The organism is [Mycobacterium] manitobense (assembly GCF_025821665.1).
In the GTDB taxonomy this organism is placed as follows: Bacteria; Actinomycetota; Actinomycetes; order Mycobacteriales; family Mycobacteriaceae; genus Mycobacterium; species Mycobacterium arseniciresistens.
Window position 1 is genome coordinate 1 of the sequence record NZ_JACKSJ010000116.1, and the last position, 338, is coordinate 338.

At 66.3% G+C, this 338-nt stretch carries 1 protein-coding gene; it reads left to right on the top strand.

The window, feature by feature from the left end:
• Positions 1–231: DNA polymerase (locus tag H7I41_RS14310; protein ID WP_264013259.1), on the top strand; the 231-nt coding region annotated here is incomplete at its 5' end.
• Between the last annotated feature and the right edge of the window lie 107 nt (positions 232–338).

Below are 338 nucleotides of genomic sequence, written 5' to 3' on the forward strand. Positions count from 1 at the left end.
GACATCATCAAGGTGGCGATGATCAACGTCGACGCGGCGATGAAATCCGCGGGGCTCAAGTCACGGATGTTGCTGCAGGTCCACGACGAATTGCTGTTCGAGGTCGCCGAGGGGGAGCGCGACACCCTGGAGGCGCTGGTCCGCGAGCACATGGGCAACGCCTACCCGCTCGATGTGCCGTTGGAGGTCTCGGTCGGGTACGGGCGCAGCTGGGACGCGGCGGCGCACTGAATCCGGCCGCGATGACCGAGCACGCTGTCCAACAGCAGATCCGCTTCATCGCTCGGCTCGGGGCGGCGATGGGTGCCGCGAACTACCCGGTCACCCTGATCCGTCAG